This is a genomic window from Tannerella sp., from assembly GCF_052170195.1.
Lineage (GTDB): Bacteria > Bacteroidota > Bacteroidia > Bacteroidales > Tannerellaceae > Tannerella.
Genome location: NZ_JBQNAZ010000004.1, coordinates 92,690 through 114,898 on the forward strand (window position 1 = coordinate 92,690; position 22,209 = coordinate 114,898).

18 protein-coding genes are annotated in these 22,209 nt (G+C 50.1%); 11 read left to right on the forward strand and 7 right to left on the reverse strand.

What is annotated here, in order from left to right; translation table 11 throughout:
* Positions 1-188: 188 nt before the first annotated feature.
* Positions 189-842, reverse strand: a complete 654-nt coding sequence (gene nth, locus ACTTKA_RS02220; RefSeq protein WP_442723796.1) for an endonuclease III — start codon at positions 840-842, stop codon at positions 189-191.
* A gap of 42 nt (positions 843-884) precedes the next feature.
* A complete protein-coding gene (pheS, locus tag ACTTKA_RS02225; RefSeq protein WP_442723797.1) occupies positions 885-1,904 on the reverse strand; it encodes a phenylalanine--tRNA ligase subunit alpha in 1,020 nt (339 codons plus the stop codon).
* Between the two features lie 79 nt (positions 1,905-1,983).
* Here pheS and ACTTKA_RS02230 point away from each other — a divergent pair, with 79 nt between their 5' ends.
* From ACTTKA_RS02230 to ACTTKA_RS02265, 8 genes are all read left to right on the forward strand, one after another.
* Positions 1,984-3,192: an L-serine ammonia-lyase gene (locus ACTTKA_RS02230; RefSeq protein WP_442723798.1), complete on the forward strand. Its 1,209-nt coding sequence runs from the start codon at positions 1,984-1,986 to the stop codon at positions 3,190-3,192.
* On the forward strand, positions 3,183-4,454 hold the full coding sequence (locus ACTTKA_RS02235; protein WP_442723799.1) for a hemolysin family protein: 1,272 nt from the start codon (positions 3,183-3,185) through the stop codon (positions 4,452-4,454). The genes ACTTKA_RS02230 and ACTTKA_RS02235 overlap by 10 nt, the downstream gene beginning before the upstream one ends.
* A 159-nt stretch (positions 4,455-4,613) precedes the next feature.
* Positions 4,614-7,178, forward strand: a complete 2,565-nt coding sequence (locus ACTTKA_RS02240) for an ATP-dependent Clp protease ATP-binding subunit (protein ID WP_442723800.1) — start codon at positions 4,614-4,616, stop codon at positions 7,176-7,178.
* A gap of 119 nt (positions 7,179-7,297) precedes the next feature.
* A complete protein-coding gene (htpG, locus tag ACTTKA_RS02245) occupies positions 7,298-9,358 on the forward strand; it encodes a molecular chaperone HtpG (RefSeq protein ID WP_442723801.1) in 2,061 nt (686 codons plus the stop codon).
* Positions 9,359-9,519: 161 nt separating this feature from the next.
* Positions 9,520-10,497 (forward strand): methionyl-tRNA formyltransferase, encoded by a 978-nt coding sequence (gene fmt, locus ACTTKA_RS02250; protein ID WP_442723802.1) that lies wholly within the window; start codon positions 9,520-9,522, stop codon positions 10,495-10,497.
* Between the two features lie 51 nt (positions 10,498-10,548).
* Complete coding sequence (locus ACTTKA_RS02255) at positions 10,549-11,037, forward strand: DUF456 domain-containing protein (RefSeq protein WP_442723803.1); 489 nt, start codon at positions 10,549-10,551, stop codon at positions 11,035-11,037.
* Positions 11,038-11,267: 230 nt separating this feature from the next.
* Positions 11,268-12,992 (forward strand): single-stranded-DNA-specific exonuclease RecJ, encoded by a 1,725-nt coding sequence (recJ, locus tag ACTTKA_RS02260; protein ID WP_442723804.1) that lies wholly within the window; start codon positions 11,268-11,270, stop codon positions 12,990-12,992.
* A gap of 6 nt (positions 12,993-12,998) precedes the next feature.
* Positions 12,999-14,912, forward strand: a complete 1,914-nt coding sequence (locus tag ACTTKA_RS02265; RefSeq protein ID WP_442723805.1) for a RecQ family ATP-dependent DNA helicase — start codon at positions 12,999-13,001, stop codon at positions 14,910-14,912.
* Here ACTTKA_RS02265 and ACTTKA_RS02270 read toward each other — a convergent pair.
* Positions 14,896-16,095 carry a THUMP-like domain-containing protein gene (locus tag ACTTKA_RS02270; protein ID WP_442723822.1) on the reverse strand — a complete coding sequence of 400 codons (1,200 nt, stop codon included), beginning with the start codon at positions 16,093-16,095 and terminating at the stop codon, positions 14,896-14,898. The two genes, ACTTKA_RS02265 and ACTTKA_RS02270, sit on opposite strands and share 17 nt — an antisense overlap.
* 151 nt (positions 16,096-16,246) lie before the next feature.
* On the opposite strand from ACTTKA_RS02270, the gene trxA (ACTTKA_RS02275) reads away from it, so the two are divergent.
* The 3 genes from trxA (ACTTKA_RS02275) to ACTTKA_RS02285 all read left to right on the forward strand — a co-directional run bounded on the left by trxA (ACTTKA_RS02275) (position 16,247) and on the right by ACTTKA_RS02285 (position 19,617).
* Positions 16,247-16,663: a thioredoxin gene (trxA, locus tag ACTTKA_RS02275; protein WP_442713729.1), complete on the forward strand. Its 417-nt coding sequence runs from the start codon at positions 16,247-16,249 to the stop codon at positions 16,661-16,663.
* Between the two features lie 972 nt (positions 16,664-17,635).
* Positions 17,636-18,634: a hypothetical protein gene (locus ACTTKA_RS02280; RefSeq protein WP_442723806.1), complete on the forward strand. Its 999-nt coding sequence runs from the start codon at positions 17,636-17,638 to the stop codon at positions 18,632-18,634.
* Positions 18,631-19,617, forward strand: coding sequence for an STELLO glycosyltransferase family protein (locus ACTTKA_RS02285; RefSeq protein ID WP_442723807.1), 987 nt, complete (start codon positions 18,631-18,633; stop codon positions 19,615-19,617). Before ACTTKA_RS02280 ends, ACTTKA_RS02285 begins: the two co-directional genes overlap by 4 nt.
* A 116-nt stretch (positions 19,618-19,733) precedes the next feature.
* Here ACTTKA_RS02285 and ACTTKA_RS02290 read toward each other — a convergent pair whose 3' ends face one another.
* From ACTTKA_RS02290 to ACTTKA_RS02305, 4 genes are all read right to left on the reverse strand, one after another.
* Positions 19,734-20,942: an ROK family transcriptional regulator gene (locus tag ACTTKA_RS02290; RefSeq protein ID WP_442723808.1), complete on the reverse strand. Its 1,209-nt coding sequence runs from the start codon at positions 20,940-20,942 to the stop codon at positions 19,734-19,736.
* Between the two features lie 226 nt (positions 20,943-21,168).
* A complete protein-coding gene (locus tag ACTTKA_RS02295) occupies positions 21,169-21,522 on the reverse strand; it encodes a MarR family transcriptional regulator (protein WP_442723823.1) in 354 nt (117 codons plus the stop codon).
* Positions 21,523-21,539: 17 nt separating this feature from the next.
* Complete coding sequence (gene trxA, locus ACTTKA_RS02300; protein WP_442723809.1) at positions 21,540-21,998, reverse strand: thioredoxin; 459 nt, start codon at positions 21,996-21,998, stop codon at positions 21,540-21,542.
* Between the two features lie 8 nt (positions 21,999-22,006).
* Positions 22,007-22,207, reverse strand: coding sequence for a DUF6132 family protein (locus tag ACTTKA_RS02305; protein WP_442723810.1), 201 nt, complete (start codon positions 22,205-22,207; stop codon positions 22,007-22,009).
* Positions 22,208-22,209 lie beyond the last annotated feature (2 nt).

Below are 22,209 nucleotides of genomic sequence, written 5' to 3' on the forward strand. Positions count from 1 at the left end.
CGGGGGCATTTGCTGAGCCCTGAGTGTAGTTGCGCTTGCAAAGAAAGCAAGCAGGAGCATCATGTGTTTGAAATGTGCTTTCATCTGTTCTGAATTTTATCTGTTAAAAAACTTCGGCAAAGGTATACACAGTTGGTTGATGTTTATGTTAACGGAATGTTATTTTAACGTTAATATCAGGATAAGGGTTACCCCTCGGCAGCCGTTTTTGTTTGCGCGTATGTTTTGCACCAGAGGGTCAGTCCGCAGCGTTCGCATTGGGGACGGCGGGCGATGCAGGTGTAGCGTCCGTGAAGGATGAGCCAATGATGCGCTTTGGCAATCAGATGTTCGGGGATATGTTTGATCAGTTCCTTTTCGGTGGCTAATGGTGTTTTACTCCGGCAGGTCAGGCCGATGCGGTTAGCCACACGGAATACGTGAGTATCGACGGCCATGCGCGGCTGATCGAAGAGCACCGAGGCGATGACGTTCGCCGTTTTACGTCCGACGCCCGGTAGTTTTTGTAACTCGTCCGTATCGGAAGGCACCTTGCCACCGAAATCGGAGACCAGCATCCGTGCCATGCCGGCAAGATGCTTCGATTTGTTGTTCGGATAGGAGACGCTCTTGATGTATTCGAAGATTTCTTCGGGTGAAGCCGCGGCCATGGCTTCGGGTGCAGGGTAGGCCTCGAACAGGGCGGGGGTGATCATGTTTACCCGCTTGTCGGTACACTGCGCCGAAAGGATCACAGCGACCAGCAACTGAAACGGGTCAGTATATTTCAACTCCGTCTCGGCAACGGGCATGTGCTGCTCAAACCATCCGATGACGCCCCGGTATCGTTCTTCTTTTCTCATCGTTACGGGAGACAGGCGATCATGTATCCATGCGAGACGCCTCTAATGGGCTGCTTCGAACTGACGCAGAAACCGGAGGTCGTTTTCAAAAAACAGGCGGATGTCATTGATCCGGTATTTGAGCATGGTGATCCGTTCAATACCCATTCCCAAGGCATATCCGGAGTAGGTGCGGCTGTCGATACCGCACAGATCGAGCACGTTCGGGTCTACCATCCCGCATCCGAGAATCTCCACCCATCCGGTGTGTTTGCAGATGTTACAGCCGTGGCCGCCGCAGATGTGACAAGTAATATCCATCTCGGCGCTCGGTTCCGTGAACGGGAAATACGACGGTCTCAGGCGGATTTGCGTATCGGTTCCAAACATCTCCTTTGCAAAGAAAAGCAGGACTTGTTTCAGGTCGGCGAATGAGACGTCGCGGTCTACATACAGTCCTTCGATCTGATGGAAGAAGCAGTGGGCGCGCGCCGAGATCGCCTCGTTCCGGTAAACGCGTCCGGGGCAGATGATACGCACGGGCGGCTGTGTTTTTTCCATGACCCTTGTCTGTACCGACGAGGTATGCGTGCGCAGCAATACATCGGGCGCATGTCCGATAAAGAAAGTGTCCTGCATGTCGCGTGCCGGATGATCTTCGGCAAAGTTGAGCGACGAGAAGACATGCCAGTCGTCTTCCACCTCGGGCCCTTCGGCAATGTTAAATCCCAGCCGTGCAAAGATATCGCAGATTTCTTTCCGTACGATCGAGAGCGGATGGCGTGTGCCCAGCGAAACCGGGTAGGCCGTGCGTGTCATATCGTAGCCGTCGGAGCGCTCGGTAGCCTGTTCAAACTGTTCTTTCAGTTGATTGATTTTCTGCTGGGTAGCTTCTTTCAGATCGTTCAAGTATTTCCCGACTTCGCGTTTTCGGTCGGCCGCCACATTTCGGAAATCGTTCATTAGGGCGTTAATTTCTCCTTTCTTACTCAAGTATCGGATACGTAACGCTTCCAACTCTTCGGCATTATCGGCTTTCAGGTGTTCTACTTCCTGCAACAGCACCTTAATTTTTTCAATCATCTTTATCGTGCGTACTGATCATTTTTCAGCCAGCAAAGGTAAAAAATAAATTTATATCTTTGCGCGGCGAAAAAGAAATATGAAATCGTTAAGAGAACTCTATAAAATAGGGAACGGGCCTTCGAGCAGCCATACCATGGGGCCTCAGAAGGCTGCCCGCCTGTTTCTGGAACGCGCTTCCGGAGCATCGTCTTTCAGGGTAACACTTTATGGCAGTCTGGCAGCGACCGGTCGTGGGCACATGACCGATCGGGCGATCCTCGATGTGTTGGAGCCGGTTGCACCCACCGAAATAATCTGGAAACCCGACGTCTTTCTGCCTTTTCATCCGAACGGGATGCTGTTTGAAGCCCTTTCGGAGGGAGAGGTGAAGGAGCAGTGGACGATTTATAGTGTCGGGGGAGGAGCGTTGGCGAATGAGGAGACGAAGCGTGTGACGAGTGATATCTATCCGTTGACTGCGATTACAGAGATTCTTGAATTGTGCGAGACTGACGGCTGTTCCTTCTGGGAATATGTCGAACGGTGCGAAGGTCCGGAAATCTGGGATTACCTGAGGGAAGTCTGGCATGTGATGTGCGAAGCGATAGACCGCGGTCTCAATAACGAGGGGGTCTTGCCCGGCGGTATCGGGGTACGTCGCAAGGCTGCCACTTATTACGTCAAGGCCAAAGGGTATACCGGGAGTCTCAATTCGCGCGGGAACATTTATGCGTATGCGCTGGCTACTTCCGAAGAGAACGCTTCGGGCGGACGCATCGTAACGGCCCCCACCTGCGGATCGAGCGGAGTGCTGCCGGCAGTATTGTTTCATCTTTACAAGGCGCACGACTTTCGCGAGGTGCGGATTCTGAGGGCGTTGGCCACAGCCGGGTTATTCGGCAATATTGCCAAGGAGAAAGCCTCGATTTCGGGCGCTGAAGTCGGTTGTCAGGGAGAGGTCGGTGTAGCCTGTGCCATGGCAGCGGCAGCAGCCTGTCAGCTTTTCGGCGGTACGCCGGGGCAGATCGAATACGCGGCCGAGATGGCGCTGGAACATCATCTGGGACTGACGTGCGACCCCGTATGCGGGCTGGTGCAGGTACCCTGTATCGAACGTAACGCGGTGGCGGCAGCCCGGGCGCTCGACGCGAACGTCTATGCTATCTATTCCGACGGAAATCATCGTGTCAGCTACGATCGTGTAGTCGAGGTGATGAAAGAAACGGGACACGATATTCCCAGCCTGTATAAGGAAACGGCCGAAGGCGGGCTGGCGAAAAACAGCCATTTGTCGCCATGGAAATAGTCGTCATACTGGGACTTATTTTGCTGAACGGTCTGCTCTCGCTGGCCGAAATCGCACTTGTTTCGGCGCGTAAGGCGCGTCTTGAATCGGAGGCGCGGAAAGGAAAAAAGTCCGCTCAGACGGCACTCGATCTGGCGCATAACCCGGATAAATTTCTGTCGACCGTTCAGATCGGCATTACGCTTGTCGGTATCTTGACGGGGTTATTTTCGGGCGAGGCCTTTGCTGCCGATCTGGCCGAGGTGCTGAAAGGCGTGCCGGCACTCTCACCGTATGCACTGGCCGTCTCAAAACTGACGATTGTCGTAATTGTGACTTACCTCACGCTGGTGTTGGGCGAGTTGCTGCCCAAACGTATCGGTATGAACTTTGCCGAGCAGGCGGCTAAGTTTGTGGCTCAGCCGATGAATGTGTTGTCGAAGATCGCGTCGCCTGTTGTCTGGCTGCTTTCCAAAAGTACACGCGGGCTGATGATTCTTCTCGGTCTGAACCGCCCCGAAGAAAACCGGGTGACCGAAGATGAGATAAAAGCCATCGTTCGCGAAGGGTTCGACAGCGGCGAGGTGCAGGATGTGGAGCAGGACATCGTAGAGCGGGTCTTTACGTTGGGTGACCGTGACGTGGGGTCGATTATGACTCATCGCAGCGAACTTGTCTGGCTCAATACCGAAGAGTCTCTTGACACGATCCGTCGGACCGTGAAAGACCATCTCTTCAATGTTTATCCCGTAGCGGCCGGAAAATTCGATGATATTGTCGGGGTCGTATTCCTCAAAGATCTGTTCGGGAAGATTGACCGGCCGGACTTTTCGCTCTCGGAGGTGTTGCGTCCTGCTCAGTTTGTGCCTGAAAACCAGAGTGTCTATAATACGCTCGAACAATTTAAAGATGCGCGGGTTAAATATGGGCTGGTTACCGATGAGTTTGGCGGTATTCAGGGGATTGTCACTCTGAAGGATATTGTCGAAGCGCTGATCGGCGAATTGCCCGACATCGGCGAAGAACCCGAGATCAGAGAACGTGCCGGAGGCAACGGGTGGCTGGTGGACGGGCAGTATTCGTTTTATAACTTTCTCGAATATTTCGACATGGCCGACCTCTACGCCGACTATGACTACAATACCCTCAGCGGGTTGATTCTTGAGCTGCTCGAACATGTCCCCAAAACGGGAGAGACGTTCAGTTGGCAGTGTTTCGACTTTGAGATTGTCGATATGGATCGCGCCCGCATCGATAAGGTGCTTGTGCGCAAACATACGTAGCGGAAAGCGCTTATTCCCCCCCCCTCGACGCCGGCGACGAAAAGGAAAAGTCCGGTCAGCCGTCTCTGCCCTGTTCGGGGCTGAGATGAGTTTTGGCACACAATTTGTAAGACATATCGGGAGATATTACTAACTTTGCACAGACGAAGCATGAGAAGTATGAAGAATAATTATTCAAAAAAAGTAATCGACGTGATTGAATACAGTCGCGAAGAGGCTGCTCGTTTACAGAACAGCTACATTGGTCCGGAGCATCTGATGCTGGGCCTTCTGCGCGAAGGCAATGGGAACGCCGTAAGCATTCTTCAGGAGATGAATGCGGACTTGACACAGATCAAAAAAGAGATCGAACACGAAATACGAAATACGTATGAAACGGGCGAAATGCCGCTCAACGATATCAGCATCAGCAAAAGTACGGAACGTGTACTGCGCATGAGCATGCTCGAAGCCCGGATATTTAAGAGCGAACGCACGCGAACCGAACACCTGCTGCTGGCGCTCCTGAAAGAGAAGTTTAACACGGCGGCGCAGATTCTGGGACGGACGGGGATCGATTATCGCGTCGTTTACGGTCGCGTGAGCGGTGAATCCGATATCGATATTGCGGAGATCGAAGAAGTTCGTGACGGGTTTACCGACGATGATGAGGAAGAAGACGATGCCTTTTCGTCGTCGTATTCTTCGTCTTCTTCGGGCCAGTCGGCACAGGGAGGTATGGCGCGCGGCGCAACCGGCACGTCGCAGAAAGCGTCGAACGATACGCCGGTACTCGACAATTTCGGCTCGGATATGACGCGGGCGGCTGCCGAAGGGAAGTTGGATCCGATCGTTGGACGCGAGAAGGAGATCGAACGGCTGGCACAGATTCTGAGCCGCCGCAAGAAGAACAATCCTGTGCTGATCGGCGAGCCGGGCGTCGGGAAATCGGCGATTGTCGAAGGGCTGGCACAGCGCATTGTTCAGCGCAAGGTGTCGCGCATCCTGTTCGATAAGCGTGTGATCAGCCTCGATATGGCCTCCATCGTGGCCGGCACGAAGTATCGCGGGCAGTTTGAAGAGCGCATCAAGGCCGTACTGAACGAGCTGACAAAAAATCCGAATATCATTCTGTTCATCGACGAGATACACACGCTGGTCGGGGCCGGTTCGGCCTCGGGCTCGATGGATGCCGCCAATATGCTCAAGCCGGCGCTGGCGCGGGGTGAGCTGCAATGTATCGGCGCAACGACGCTCGATGAATACCGGAAGAATATCGAGAAAGACGGTGCATTGGAGCGCCGTTTCCAGAAGGTGCTCGTCGACCCGACCACCCCCGAAGAGACCTTGCAGATTCTCAAAAATATCAAGGAACGGTACGAAGAGCATCATCACATGATCTATACGGATGCGGCGCTCGAAGCATGTGTCAAACTGACAGAACGCTACATCAGCGATCGCAATTTCCCTGACAAGGCCATTGATGCGCTGGATGAGGCCGGATCGCGCGTGCATATCTCGACTATTGTCGTACCTCGCCATATCGAGGAGCTGGAAGCGAAGATCGAAGCGACCCGGAATGACAAGCTGGCAGCCGTGAAGTCGCAAAATTTCGAGTTGGCGGCAAGCCATCGCGATACCGAACGGCAATACATCGTCGAGCTGGAAGCGGCGAAAAAGAAATGGGAAGAAGAGATGGAGGAGCATCGTGAAACGGTCGACGCCGAGCAGGTAGCCGAGGTGGTGGCGATGATGTCCGGCGTACCCGTGCAACGCATCGCACAGACGGAAAACATGCGGCTTCGCGACATGGGGGCGCTGCTAAAGGAGAAGATCATCGGACAGGATGAGGCGGTGGAAAAAATCGTCAAAGCCATTCAGCGTAATCGCGTCGGGCTGAAAGACCCGAACAAGCCCATCGGCACGTTTATGTTCTTAGGCCCTACGGGAGTGGGTAAAACGCATCTGGCCAAAAAACTGGCTGAGTTCCTGTTCGACACGCCCGATGCGCTGATCCGGATCGATATGAGCGAGTACCTCGAGAAGTTCGCCGTCTCGCGCCTGATCGGAGCACCTCCGGGGTACGTCGGCTATGAAGAAGGCGGGCAGCTCACCGAAAAGGTGCGGCGCAAACCTTATTCCGTAGTGCTGCTCGACGAAATCGAGAAAGCGCACCCCGACGTGTTCAACCTCTTGCTTCAGGTGCTCGACGAGGGACGGCTGACCGACAGCCTCGGACGCCGCATCGACTTCAAAAATACGATTCTGATCATGACATCCAATATCGGGACGCGCCAGTTAAAAGACTTCGGACGGGGCATCGGGTTCCATCCGCAGGGACAGGGGCTGATGGACAAAGATTATTCGCGCGGCGTGATTCGTAAAGCGCTGGAAAAGTCGTTCGCACCCGAATTTCTGAACCGTATCGACGATATTGTCATGTTCGATCCGCTGGACAAAACCTCGATTCATCGGATTATCGACATCGAACTGAAAGAGGTCTATCGACGGATCGACGGGCTCGGCTACCGTTTGGAAATTACGGACGAAGCGAAGGAATACATCACCTCGAAAGGGTATGATGTTCAGTTCGGTGCACGGCCGCTGAAACGCTCGATCCAGAAATATATCGAAGACGAGATGGCCGGCATCCTCCTGCAGGAAGATGTGACGCCGGGGGATACGATCGTAATCGGGTATGATCAGGTAACCGACAAAATGACACACGAAATCAAAAAGGCGTGAGGCGCGATTGAAATTGTGTATAAGTAGACAGACAAAATGTCAGACCTGAAGGGTCTGGCATTTTTTTTGTCTAGAAGAGAGACATAGAGAAAACAATAAAAAAACGAAAAATAAACAATATGGCAAATCACGAAACCAAGGGAAATATCGGTGTTACAAGCGAAAACATCTTTCCCGTCATCAAGAAATTTTTGTACAGCGACCATGAGATTTTTCTCCGTGAGCTGGTGTCCAACGCAATCGACGCGACACAAAAACTGAAGACCTTATCGTCGGTTGGCGATTTCAAAGGCGAACTGGGCGACTTGTCCGTGCGCATCCGTATCGAAGACGGCAAGCTGATCGTCTCGGACCGCGGAATCGGCATGACGGCCGAAGAGATAGATCGGTACATCAACCAGATCGCGTTTTCCGGCGCCGAAGAGTTCGTGCAGAAATATCAGAACAACGCCTCTGCTATCATCGGACATTTCGGACTGGGATTCTATTCGTCGTTCATGGTGGCCAAGAAGGTCGAGATCGTTACCAAGTCTTATAAGGAAGGCGCTGTGGCGATGAAATGGAGCTGCGAAGGATCGCCCGAATACCAGATGACGGAAACGACGAAAGATGATCGCGGTACAGATATAATTTTATACATCGACGACGAAAACAAAGAATTCCTCGAAAAGAGCAGAATCACCTCGTTGCTCAACAAATATTGCCGTTATCTGCCCGTCCCCATCGTCTTCGGGAAGAAGCAGGAGTGGAAAGACGGTCAATACGTCGATACGGACGAGGATCAGGTCGTTAACAACACTCAGCCGGCATGGATACGCAAGCCGTCGGAGCTGAAAGACGAAGATTACCGGACGTTCTACCGCGAGCTTTATCCGATGAGCGACGAACCGCTCTTCTGGATTCATCTGAACGTGGATTATCCGTTCAACCTGACGGGAATCCTCTATTTCCCGCGCATCAAGAGCAACATCGACCTGCATCGAAACAAAATTCAGCTATATTGCAATCAGGTGTTTGTCACCGACTCGGTCGAAGGCATCGTGCCTGAGTTCCTGACCCTGCTTCACGGCGTGCTCGACTCGCCCGACATCCCGCTCAACGTCTCGCGCTCGTACCTGCAAAGCGACCAGAACGTGAAGAAGATATCGACGCATATCACCAAGAAAGTGGCCGACCGCCTCGAAGAAATCTTCAAGAACGACCGTCCGCAGTACGAAGAGAAATGGGACAGCCTCAAGCTCTTTATCCAGTACGGCATGCTCAGCGACGAAAAATTCTACGAACGCGCCGCCAAGTTCGCATTGCACAAAGACGTAGACGGCCAATATTATACGTACGACGAATACCGGCAGTTGATCAACGAAAACCAGACCGATAAGGAAGGCTTCCTGACGTATCTCTACACTACGAATCCGAATGAACAGTACAGCTATATTCAGGCAGCTAAAGATAAGGGTTACAGCGTGCTGGTTATGGACGGACAGTTGGATGTGCATGCCATCAGTCAGTTGGAACAGAAGCTCGAGAAGACGAGATTTGTGCGCGTCGACAGTGATACGATCGACCGCCTGATCCGTAAAACCGACGGCAACACGGTTCACCTCGACGACCGCCAGAAGGAGGCGTTGCAGGAAATCTTCACAAGCCAGTTGCCCGGGATCGACAAGGTTGAATTTACCGTTTCGTTCGAGGCCTTAGGTCAGAGCGCTAACCCCGTGATGCTTACGCAAAGCGAATACATGCGACGGATGCGCGAAATGTCGGCCATGCAGCCCGGCATGTCGTTCTACGGAGAGATGCCTGACAGTTACAACCTCGTACTCAACACCGATCATGTCCTGATTCAGTCCGTACTGGCCGACGAAGAGAAGGCCTGTGCCGAAAAGTTACAGCCTGTTCAGAACGATATCAAGGGATGGGAAGCCCGACAAATCGACTTGCGTGAAGCGCAAAACAAAAAGAAAGAAGACGAAATCACGGCCTCCGAAAAAGAAGACTTGGAGAATACGAACCGGAAACTTACCGAACTGCGCGCACAGCAGAATACTATTCTGACCGAATATGCCGCCGGTAATCCGGTTGTCGGCCAACTGATCGACCTTGCCCTGCTCGGCAACGGATTGCTCAAAGGCGAAGCGCTGAGCCGCTTTATCCGCCGGAGTGTCGATCTGATTCGGTAATCCGGAAGAAGTGAACTGTTCGACAGATCAAGAAGAAGAGGGGGGCGAAACCGGACAGGGAAGCCTCCCTTCTTTTTGATGGAGCAGGCTACCGGACGAAACGGTATGTTGCGATTAAAAATTATCGTGTACATTTGCGTCGTCGGATAAGAAGAAAACGTATGGAAAAAAACGATCTGAAAATAGTGTTTATGGGTACGCCCGAGTTTGCTGTAGCCAGCCTGCGTGCCCTTGTCGAGGGCGGCTACCGCGTGGTGGGAGTCGTCACCATGCCCGATAAACCGGTGGGACGCCATGGCAGTGTGCTTCAGGCTTCGGCCGTCAAGCAATATGCCCTTTTGCAGGGGCTTCCCGTCTTGCAGCCCGAAAACCTCAAAGACGAGCGGTTCATCCGTGAGCTGCGCGCTCTGCAGGCCGACTTGCAGATCGTCGTCGCCTTCCGGATGCTGCCCGAGGTCGTTTGGGCGATGCCGCCCCGGGGCACGTTCAACCTGCATGCCTCGCTCTTGCCGCAATATCGCGGAGCGGCACCCATCAACTGGGCGATTATCAACGGCGAGAAGGAAACGGGTGTGACGACTTTCTTCCTTAAGCACGAGATCGATACCGGACACATCATCCGTCGCCGCCGACTGCCCGTGGCCGAAACCGACGATGCCGGACACCTGCACGATGCACTTATGGACGCCGGAGCACAGTTGGTGATTGAAACGGTCGATCTGCTGATCGAAGCCAGCGGCATGATCGAGACCAGACCGCAGGAGATGCTTCGTGCCGACGAAGAAGAGCTGCGCCCTGCCCCGAAGATTTTTAAAGATACGTGTCGCATAGACTGGCAGCAGCCTGTGGCTAAGGTGTATGACTTCGTTCGCGGGCTCTCGCCCTATCCCGCAGCATGGACCGAACTCGTCTTGCCCGACGGCCGGCGCACCGTTCTGAAACTATTTGCAACGGAAAAGAGGATGGAAAACCATTCGCTCGCAGCCGGCACGATCCGTACCGACGGTAAAAAACACCTCGATATTGCCGCCGAAGACGGGTTTATCCGCGTCAAAGAAGTACAGTTAGCCGGCAAAAAACGGATGGTGGTGAGCGATTTTCTGAACGGAATCGTACTCTCGAACGCGAGGGTGGAATAGGCTGTTGACAAATCTGTCGTTGTTTCGTCCAACTTTTCAATACAAAAGATTATGATGGTATTAGAGATTGTGTTAATCATCCTCGGAGCCGTTTGCTTGTTGGGAGGACTGATTGGCAGTCTACTTCCCGTGTTGCCCGGACCACAACTCTCGTACGGAGGATTGCTTCTGCTGCACTTTACCGAACGCGTAGAATTTACCACCACACAGCTGATTGTCTGGTTTATGCTGGTATTGCTCACCATAGCTTTCGACTATTTACTGCCGATCTGGGGCGTGAAAAAATGGAATGGAAGCCGATGGGGCAATTGGGGATGTGTTGTAGGTACGTTAGCGGGTGTTTTCTTCTTTCCTCCGTGGGGCATTTTGATCGGCCCTTTCGTCGGGGCGATAGCGGGTGAACTGTTGTTGGGACGACGCCATATCAGAGAGGCTGTAAAATCCGGATTCGGCGCATTCGTCGGCTTTCTGCTCGGTACGATATGTAAGATCGGTGTCTGCGGATGGTTTATCTATTGCTTTATTGCAGCGTTTTTCTGATTTCTTTTGCACGTTCGTTTTCTTTTTCGATCGACTGCAAAAAAGAGAAACAAATCTTTTTTTTTCAAAAAACAAATGTGCGCCGTTTTATTTTTTCGGCGATGACCATGTTATGTCATTTATTCGTTGTATTTTTACAGCCAATAGTAATTGTCTGAACCTGTCGCACTATGTAGCGACCATCGTTCATTCTGTTACTGCGTGCTTGAAAAAAATAAAAACAATATATAATGACAAACAGATGGAGTATTCGACCCCATACAGAAGAAGATTTACGCAAACGCGACGAGTTAGCTGCCGAGCTGGGACTTAGTCCCACCCTCTGCCTGTTGCTCGTGCAACGCGGCATCACCTCTGCCCGTGAAGTGCGGAAATTCTTTAAACCGAACCTGAATGATTTGCATGACCCGTTTCTGATGCCCGACATGTTCAAGGCCGTGAAACGGCTCAACAAAGCGTTAGGAAACAAAGAGAAGATTCTGATTTATGGGGATTATGATGTAGACGGTACAACGGCTGTATCGCTCGTCTACAAGTTTTTGAGACCCTACTCGTCGACAATCGATTTTTATATTCCCGATCGGTACGACGAGGGCTACGGCGTTTCGTACAAAAGCATCGACTATGCTGTCGAAAACGGCATTTCGCTGATTATCACGCTTGACTGTGGTATCAAAGCCATCGATAAGGTGGCCTACGCCAATGAGCGGGGCATCGATTTTATCATCTGCGACCATCACATGCCCGACGACGAACTGCCGGCCGCCGTGGCTGTGCTCGATGCCAAACGTACCGACTCGCAGTATCCCTACGAACATCTCTCGGGATGTGGCGTGGGATTTAAATTCATGCAGGCGTTTGCTCAGAGCAACGATATCCCTTTCACACATCTCGAAAATTTACTCGAACTGACGGCCGTCAGTATCGCGTCCGATATCGTACCGATCACGGGCGAAAACCGCATCCTCGCTTACTATGGGTTGCGCCAGCTCAACAACAACCCGAGCTTCGGGCTGAGAGGCATCATCAATGTCTGCGGACTGGCCGGCAAGGAGATAACGATCAGCGACATCGTTTTTAAGATCGGACCACGCATCAATGCCTCGGGACGGATGATGAACGGACGCGAGGCCGTCGAATTGCTGCTCTCGAAAGATATGAACGAGGCGAACGAACGAAGCGAAAGCATCGACCAGTATAACGATGACCGGCGCGAACTCGATAAGAAGATTACCGATGAAGCCAATGCGATCATCGAAGAGATTCAGGACATCGAAACTCAGAAAGGCATCGTCGTGTATAACCCCGACTGGCACAAGGGGGTAATCGGAATCGTCGCCTCGCGTCTGACGGAGAAGTATTATCGTCCGTCGGTTGTGTTGACGAAGTCGTCGGAACTGATTACCGGCTCGGCACGCTCCATCGTCGGATTCGATATCTATAAAGCCATCGAGGGATGCCGCGATCTGCTGGAGAGCTTCGGGGGGCATACTTATGCCGCGGGACTTTCACTGCGCGAAGAGAATCTGGAGGCGTTTACGAACCGTTTCATGAAGCTGGCGGCCGAAGATATCGTGCCCGAACAGATGACTCCGCAAATCGACATCGATGCCGTCATCGACCTGAAACATATCACGCCCCGTTTCGTGAACGAGCTGAAGAAGATGAACCCCTTAGGTCCGGATAACGAAAAGCCTGTCTTCTGCTCCCTGCGTGTGCAGGACTACGGAACGAGCCGCTGTGTCGGGAAGGAACTCGAGCACCTGAAACTGGAAATCATCGACGGGAAAGGAGGAGGGCCGCTTCACGCCATCGCATTCGGGATGAGTACGCATGCCAACTATGTCAAGGCAATGAACCCGTTCGACTTGTGCTATACCATCGAGGAGAATACGTACAACGGGAATACGACCATCCAGTTAATGGTAAAAGATATTCGACCCTCGGAGTCGTGATTGCTCATGGATCGCCACCATGAGATATTAAAGCAGTATTGGGGGTATACCTCGTTTCGCCCCTTACAGGAAGAGATCATTCATTCGGTCTGTGCCGGTAAGGATACGCTCGGGCTGATGCCTACCGGAGGCGGTAAATCGCTGACTTTTCAAGTACCCGCACTCGGCATGGAGGGGCTCTGTTTAGTCGTCACCCCGCTGATTGCGCTGATGAAGGATCAGGTGGATAACCTCCGTCAGCGGGGAATCAAAGCGACCGCCGTCTATACCGGCATGACGCGCGAAGAGATCGGTACACATCTCGATAACTGTATCTTTGGAGATTACAAGTTTCTGTACGTTTCGCCCGAGCGGTTAGCCTCCGAGAGGTTCAGAAGCAAACTGCGTGCCATGAATGTCTGCCTGCTGGCCGTAGACGAGAGCCATTGTATCTCGCAATGGGGATATGATTTCCGGCCTTCTTACCTGAACATTGCTTCCGTGCGGGAGCTGTTCCCCGAGGTTCCTGTGCTGGCGCTCACAGCTACGGCTACCCCCGAAGTGATAGAGGATATCCAGGAGAAACTTTGTTTTCGCGAAAAGAATGTGTTCCGCAAGAGCTTCGTACGCAAAAACCTGTCGTACGTTGTCCGTTCATGTGAAGACAAGTTGCAGACGCTGCTCTATATGCTTGATAAAGTGCCGGGTTCGGCCATCGTTTATGTGCGTAACAGGAAACGCACGCAGGAGTTGGCCGCGTTTCTTCAGCAGGAGGGTATATCGGCGCAGTTCTTTCATGCCGGACTGAAACGCGAGGTGAAGACCGAGCGTCAGAACGCGTGGAAGAATAATCAGTGCCGCGTGATGGTTGCGACGAACGCTTTCGGGATGGGAATCGATAAGCCTGATGTCCGTCTGGTCGTGCATATCGATATGCCGGGATCGCTCGAAGAATATTTTCAGGAGGCCGGACGTGCCGGACGCGACGAACAGCGTGCCTATGCCGTGGTGCTCTGCGCTTCGTCCGATATAACGAAACTGAACAAACGCATCACCGACGAGTATCCCGACAAAGAAGTGATTGCGCGTGTCTACGAGTCCTTGGGATATTATTTCCAGATTGCTTCGGGGTTCGGGCTTTTTACTACACATGATTTTTCGATTGCCGAATTTTGTACTGTCTATAAATTCTCTCTTACGCAAGTGCATCATGCCCTGAAAATCCTCGAGCTGGCCGGTTATATTGAATATGTCGAAGAGCCCGATAACGCCTCGCGTATGATCTTTCTCATTACCCGCGAAGAACTTTATCAGGCGTTGCGTCAAGATGAACTTACGGACAACGTGGTGCGTGCCGTCCTGCGTTCTTATACCGGACTCTTTGCGGATTATGTTTTTATCGACGAAACATTCATCGCTACCCGTGCCCATACGACTGCGGAGCATGTATATCATTGCCTTGTCGCGCTCTCGAAAGCCGGTATCATCCGTTATGTCCCTCGAAAAAAGGCGCCGCAGATTACGTTTACACGCACTCGTGAAGAGATTGCGCATCTGCATATTCCTTCCTTTGCTTACGAGGAGCGTAAAAAACGCGACCGGGAGCGTATCGATCGGGTGATCGGTTATCTGAACGAGAAGCATCATTGCCGCACCCGTTTACTGCTTCACTATTTCGGGGAGAAAGATGCCGAAGATTGCAAGGGATGCGATATCTGCCTGAGAAAAACGCAATCTGGGCTGACACAGTGGGAGTTCAATATGCTTCGTCAAGCCTTGGTCGAGATGTTGGGCGAAAAGCCCGGAAGCGTTTTCGAACTGGCCCGCCTCTTGCCGCTGGAACAGGAAAAAAACGTACAAGCTTTACGCTTCCTGCTCGATCATGACGATCAATTTCACTTGAAGGACGAATACATTTCGTTTGTTAAGGGAACTGACTGAGCTTCGTACAACGGATAAGCACTTTTTGATTGTCGGCGAGCGTCGTGGCGAAAAGATAGATTTCTCCGCCATCCGTAATCTTTGTTCGCTTGCGCAATGTTCCGACCGACAGCGGGAAATTACGCACCGTCAGATTGGCTTGCGGAATATTCTGCGCGATGGTCCGGCATATTTTCCCACTGAAAGGAATCACTTCTTCGATCCGGAAGCTGCGCCCCGGAAAATCGAATACCTCCTCGTCCGATGTATAAAGATGGCTGTTTACATGTAATTTACGGACGCCCGTACGCAGAGCCGTTTGTTTGTAGGCGCCGGCTTTCAGGATCGAAGCGTTCGGTTCGTACAGATAAGCTCCTGCCGACTTTGCCGGTAAGGCGGGAGTAGCCTGTTCCTCGGCCGGAGTAAAACAAAAAGCCTGTTCCGAAGGATCCGTCATGATATTTATACAATGTATACGGGGTGTCTTTGCCGCGTTTCCCCGTCGCAGTACGAACAGCAGTTCCTTGCATTCGTTCTTGACCGACACGACGTGCACATCGGTCGTTTGGGGCAGCAGTGCCAGCGTATGACTCAAGTCGAGCATCGGTGAAAGTTTAGCAATCACTTTCGGAGCCTTGCGTAGCATCGCCGGCAGAAGCTGTACGATATCGGGCTCGCAGTCGGACAGGGCGAACATCCTTCGGTTGCCCGTGCCGCGCCGTGCCGGATCGATATAAAAGACGTCCGTTGCCGTAAGCTCCGACAAGGCGTGTGCGGCTTCTTCGTTACGCCCTTCGATATTCTTTGCAGAAAGGACGGAAAAGTTTCGCATCGCCGCGTCGAAACAAGCCTTGTCACGCTCTACATAGCATACCTGTTTCACCTGCTTGGCGAAGAAATAACTGTCTACGCCCAGGCCTCCCGTCAAATCGCAAAGATGCTGTTCCCCCTCGAGCAACCGGAGTTTATATTGTGCCGTCCGTGCCGACGAACATTGCTCCGCTGCCAGTTTAGAAGGATAAATCAACTCGTCGCAGGCATGCCAGCTCGGCAATTTATCTTTCAGGACGCGTCGCGCCTCAATCTGTGTGACGGCAAAAGGCACATCGATCGAAGGATATCGGGCTGCCGAGAGCAATAATCGTTGAACGTCGTCAGCCGCATGTTCGCGAATAAATTCTCGCATCGTTTCTGTCAGTTCCACAAGTGCAAAAATAAACAAAAAACACCTTTTATTCGTCATAGTGCATTGAGATTTGTCGGATTGTCGTTTATCTTTGCACCGAAATAAACAGAAGATAAACAATAAAATTACACGTATGAATAAAGTGAAATATTGGATGATCCTTCCGCTGATGCTTTGGGCATTTCATGTTACGGCACGTTCGGGCGATGTTGCGGCAGCGGGCGAAGTGATTGTATTGAATAAAGCCGATTTTCTGGCGAAGGTGTTTAACTACGAACAGAACACATCGGAATGGAAGTATGAAGGAGACAAACCGTGTATCATCGACTTTTATGCCGACTGGTGCGGACCGTGCAGACGTGTTGCGCCGATATTGAAGGAACTGGCAGCCGAGTATAAAGATGACATCGTGATTTACAAAGTCGATGTCGTCAAGGAGCAGGAGCTGGCATCGGCCTTCGGGATCAACAGTCTCCCTACGCTGTTGTTCGTCCCGATGCAGGGTAAACCGCAGGCCAGTATGGGATTGCAGCCGAAAGAAACGCTCGCGAAGTATATCGATGAGTTTCTTTTGAAGAAGAATTGAATTAGCCCTGAAGAGCGAGCGTTTGATCGTTGAATCGTTTAGCTGTTAAGAGGAATAATTACGAATAACGCTCTCTCTTTTTGTCATTCCGAACGCTGAGACACATTCCCTTTCTCCCCTTCAAAGGGGGAATGCAGGGCTGATCGCTGACAACTGACCGCTGTAAAAGCCTTGAAAGGGCGCGTTAATTCAGCCCAATGCGAAGCGTTGGGAAACAGGCAATCTTATCAGCGGGAGGCTGAAAGCCTGAATGAAACCTTCTGAACCTTACGGTTTATTCTTTAACGCAAAGAACGTAAATAACCCTCTTTGTCATTCCGAACGTGGAGAGGAATCCCACACGGAAAAGGGAAGATTCATTGCTCCGCTCTGAATGACAGGGAAAACGAAGAAAGTAGCAAGATAGTAGGGGCAAACACACGGGCTCACCCGCCATAACAACCTATCCACATTCCCGTAGGGGCGCAATTAATAGCTTTTCTATTCGCCATATGCCAGGAAAATAACCATTAACCATTGACAACTACTCTGTGGTTTATTGGACAGCAATGGGAAAAAATAAAGGAAGTAAGAGAAAACGTTGTTTATTTTATGAGAAAAATCAGGAAAAATATTTTCAAAGAGTCTGTAGCAATTCTAAAAGTTGTATTTTTGAGGAGTGAATAGTTCTTCATCTGTTTAATGAATATAATAGGAGTGTGGTTTAGAGCTTATCTTATTGGGAAACAAGTCTAAAAAAATGGCATTGTTTCGGAGATTGCATTGAAACCGACTATTCTGTGAATAAGAGGCGGGAAAGATAACATATTGGAAAAAGCGATAGAAATAATAAATGGAAAATAAAGAGAAAGCGTTCTTAGGGAGGATTGAAAATCTGTGTGATCTTTAGATTGGAGAGATGGAGGATATTCAGACTCTTTTGCTCTTTTAAGGCGTTTTTTTGTTACGGTTGTGTTAAATGATTCATACGTAATGGGATTAAACGGTATATTTACGGACAGACATTATCAGAACTGGCCAAGTTGGCATATTGTATATGAGTGGGAAGATGAATTGTCTCATGCATTACATCTACCGTTGAAAAACAGTCCGGAGGGAAGTAAATATGCTTTGTGTAGAGCGTTTAAACGCATCGATCATAAAATTTTCAATGGTCGGATAGGATGTATGATTACAGATTTAGTCCATAAAGACAAGGATCGTTATCTCTATTTTGAGATGTGTGCCAAGCAATATAAAAGTTTCTCCAACAGCCGGAGAACGATTCCGGTGATTATCGATTTTTGGGATAAAGAGGGCGTAGAGCATTTTAAAAAATTATATGCAGACTGTCCGTATATTCTGGTTACAAGTCTGGAAGTGTTCGATTTCTTAAAAGCGAATCAGATAAGAAACAACTTAGTACATTTTCCTATGACTTTACCTTCTATGTACAGATTGAGCCCGAATCAGTCACTCGATAAAAAGGTCGATATCATATTGGCAGGGAGGAAGAATCCTGTTCTTTGGGATTTTCTCAAACAATTTGAGATAACGCATCCGGAGGTTGAATATCTTCATCAGATACAGAAAGATGGAGAGTTGTATTATGAGAGTAATAAAAGGGGCATTGTCGGGAAGTTTCACACACGTTCGGAATACATGAACTTGCTGAAAACGGCGAAAGTCGCATTTTATGCAACTCCCGGTATGGATGGAGGAGAGAGAAGAACAGGTGGTTTTAATCCTGTCACACCGAGATTCTTTGAATTACTGTCTGGCAGTTGTCACATTATGGCACGGTATCCGAAAACAGCAGAGACGGACTATTATCGGTTAGCAGAGATTTGTCCCTCGATTACGACTTACGATGCTTTTGAAAGTCAATTGAATCACGCGTTAAAATCTCCTTCGCCCACAGACAAAAATGCTGCATATCTAAAAGATTTTTACACATCGACCAATATTGAAATTTTGAAAAAGATAATATGAAGAAAGCAATTGTTATCACAAGTATTTTTGAGCCGACCGAAGCGGTTAGAAAATTTTCGCAGTTAGATGAATATGCGTTGTATGTCATTGGTGATCAAAAAAGCCCTGTGGACTGGTACTGTGAGAACTCGACATATTGTTCTGTGAAAGAGCAGGAAAAGTTGCCATACGAGCTGGTTAAAGTGTTACCATTTAATCATTATTCGAGAAAAATGATTGGCTATTTGTTGGCGATAGAAAAGGGTGCAGACTTGATCATTGATACGGACGATGATAATATCCCAAAAAGCAATTGGGGCTTTCCTGAGTTCGACGGACATTTTGACTGTGTCACTCAAGAAAATCATTTTGTGAATGTATACGGGTTATTTGCGAAGCAGAAAATATGGCCTCGGGGGTTGCCTCTGCAGTTTATCAATACGGAGTGTGATTTTACGAGGCTGATAGAAAAAAGGCCTTGTAAAATAGGAGTGTGGCAAGGCTTGGCAGATGAAGATCCGGATGTTGATGCAATCTATCGGCTGACAAGCGATCAGGTCTGTCATTTCGACGAGCGATCGCCTGTGGTATTGTCGTTTAAGACTGCTTGCCCCTTCAATACTCAAAATACGATGATTACGAAGGAGCTTTTCCCTTTGTTATACTTGCCGACATACGTCACATTTCGTTTTACGGATATTTTAAGAGGCTTGATTGCTCAGCCTATTATGTGGCTATACGGCTATCAACTTGGCTTTACGAGTGCTACGGTCGTGCAGAAGAGAAACCCTCATGATTATTTCAAAGACTTTATTTCAGAAATACCCATGTATGAGCATGCTGCCAATGTAATACCAATTGTAGAAGGTGTACTATCTTCTCAAAATAGCATTTCTGATAATCTATATGCAGCTTATTGCGCATTAATGAAGGAGTCTGTAGTAACAGAAAGTGAGTTAATCACACTTGAAGCATGGCTGAACGATATGAAGCGCTTCGTTTGAGAACTCGAGACGCTGAAATGTTCGCATTTTTATCGATAGTGATTTGTGAATGTGAACACTTTGTGATGGCCTTAGGCCTCCCCCGTTAAAATATATCGTGACTTATTATCCGTCTTTCAAATCAGCCCGAGCATTTTGCTGCGTGACAGGAGGCAGGCGCCGATTACGCCGGCACGCTCTTGAAGACGCGAGAGTTTGATCTCCGTATCCTGACTGACAAGATTCAGGGAGTACTTCTTGATGGCGCTTCGGATGGGCAGGCGGATATAGTCGCCCGTTGCGGCGAGCGCACCGCCGAGCACAACAAGCTCCGGATTGAAAATATTGATCAGTCCGGCGATGCTTTTTCCAAGGTTCAAGGCTACCTGCTCGAGGATGTCGATACATAGGACATCTTCTTTCTGAATGGCCTCGATAAGGTCGGCCAGCGAGACGGGTTCACCGCTTTCGAGACGTGGTGCCAAAATGGAACTGCTTCCCTGTTTGTGTCGTTCTACAAGATGCCGGTAGAGCGCTGCTCCCGAGGCCTCGGTTTCCAAGCATCCTTTTTTGCCGCAATGGCAGAGGATCTCGTTATCGAAGAGGCAGAAGTGTCCGAATTCGCCGGAGAATCCCGATTTTCCGTAATAGAGGCAGCCGTCGACGATGATGCCGAGCCCCAATCCCCACGTCAGATTCAGGAAGAGGACGTTCTTTTCTCCCTGCACGACTCCCTGCATGTACTCACCGTAAGTCATCGCCCGCGAGTCGTTCTCAATGTATGTTTTGATACCGAGTATTTCTTCGAACAGTTCGGCGAGCGGCTTTTCTTCGAAATAGAATATGCTGTAACTGTAGCCCGACATGGGGTTGACCCGTCCCGATATGTTCACGCCGATAGCCAAAATTTTGGAACGGGGGATGGGCAGCACATGGATGAACCGGCCGATGATCTCGCACAGAATGTCTAATGCTTCGCGTGTGTTTTCGAGTTTATAGGGGACGTTTTCGTTCATCCTGAGGCGTCCGCCCTTGAAATCGACGGCTGCCAGATGTACGCGATCACGCATCACATCGACTCCGATAAAGTAGCCCGAATCGGGATTCAGCCCGTAGATATTCGGCTTGCGTCCGCCGCTCGTGTCCTGCTTGCCGAAATCCAGAATATAGCCGTCTTCCTGCAACTCGCCGATAAGCTTGGTGACCGTCGGTATGCTCAGATCGACCTCTTTGCACAGTTCGGCGATTGTCGTATCACCATTAGCGATGTAATACTGAATGATTTTTTTCTTCAGCATCTCGGTCCGGTTGTTACTCTCGGCTGTAATCAAAAACTTCGTTCCCATATATTTCGATTGTCGCGCAAAAATAAACACTTTATCCCCGACATACAATTTTTTCCGGATTATTCGGTCGTTTTTTCGGCTGGATGTCATTTGTTGTCGGGCTCTTCGGCTTCTCCCGTATGAGGCGCGTGTTATTTCTCCTTATTAAAAAGGCCTTTACACCAATCTCCATCGTTGGAATACCGGTGCAAAGGCCATTAAATACAAGTGTGGTATCTGTCCTCTTTTACGAAGCGATGATTTCGTTCAGGAACTCCGGAATCTCCACCTCTTCGCAACAGATTGATGCGATTTTTCTGCGTCCTTTTTCCGTCAGGGCAAAGTACATCTGTCGTTTATCTGTCGTGCCGAGGATGCGGGTAATCAATCCTTTCTCTTCGACCGAGGCGATGACTTTCGATGTGTTCGATGGGGTCAGTCCCAACAACTCGCCAAGTTCACCCGACGATAAACGCTCCGACTTGTGAAGGGAGCAGAGGAGCATCCCTTCGTTGAGGCAGATTCCGTAGCGTTTCACGAACCGCTGCTCGAAGGCGATGATGCTTCGCTGCACATCCCTGATTTTACATAATTTATCCATGTTTTCCGACATCGCGCTTACTTTTTCAGCAGGATCTCGTCGATAGCTTTCTTTAGTTCGGCTTTCCCCATGGCGCCCATGCTCATCTGAGGCTGTTCGTTCATCGGTACGAACAGTAACGACGGGATGGAACGGATGCCGAAAGCTGCGGCCAGCTCTTGCTCTTTCTCCGTGTTGATCTTGTAAATTACGATGCTGTCGCCATATTCGGCCGCCAGTTCTTCGAGGATCGGAGCAATCATTTTGCACGGACCGCACCAGGAAGCATAAAAGTCGATCAAGGCCGGCTTATCGCCTAAGTATTTCCATTCGGACGGGTTCGTCTCATAGTTCGCTACTTTCGTTAAAAATTCCGCTTTTGTTAATTCTACTGTTTTCATTTTTTCTTCGTTTTCAGAATGATTATGTTTTGCTTCTTTGTTGCCGCAGGCGATTATCGCCACCGAGGCAAATAAAATTAAAAATAATTTATTCATTGGAGTGATTATTTAGATGGTTTGTTAAACATGCTGAGTAACAGGCCGCCCGTGATGGCTCCCCAAATGACACTGCCAATGGGGGATGCCGTGATGGGGCAAGTGCCACTTGCACAGCCGACGAATTTCCAATACAGGAATCCTCCCACACCTCCCAACAGGGTGCCGATCAGGATAAGCCCATGTTTTTTTAATAGTTTTGTTTCCATTG